Source organism: Tessaracoccus rhinocerotis (assembly GCF_007197885.1).
Lineage (GTDB): Bacteria > Actinomycetota > Actinomycetes > Propionibacteriales > Propionibacteriaceae > Arachnia > Arachnia rhinocerotis.
Genome location: NZ_VKKG01000046.1, coordinates 1 through 304, shown reverse-complemented (window position 1 = coordinate 304; position 304 = coordinate 1). Strand labels below are relative to the sequence as shown.

Below are 304 nucleotides of genomic sequence, written 5' to 3'. Positions count from 1 at the left end.
AGATACTCTCCTTTCACAACTAATATTGAGAGACTCGTACCATTTAGAACATTAACAGGTAGACAAAGCTATTATATCGATCATGAAATATTTCAACAGTTTGGAGAAAGCTTACCCGTTTATAAACCAACATTACCACCAATGGTATTTGGAACACGAGATAAGAAGGTTAAAGGTGGGAAAGATGCTTTAGTACTTAGATATTTAACCCCACATGGTAAATGGAATATTCATTCAACTTATCAGGACAATGAACGTATGCTAACGCTATTTAGAGGTGGGCCTGTAGTATGGCTATCAAACG

At 36.2% G+C, this 304-nt stretch carries 1 protein-coding gene; it reads left to right on the top strand.

Annotation, left to right across the window (positions count from 1 at the left end):
• On the top strand, window positions 1–304 hold a 304-nt coding region (locus FOJ82_RS16045; protein WP_143939493.1), incomplete at both ends, for a hypothetical protein.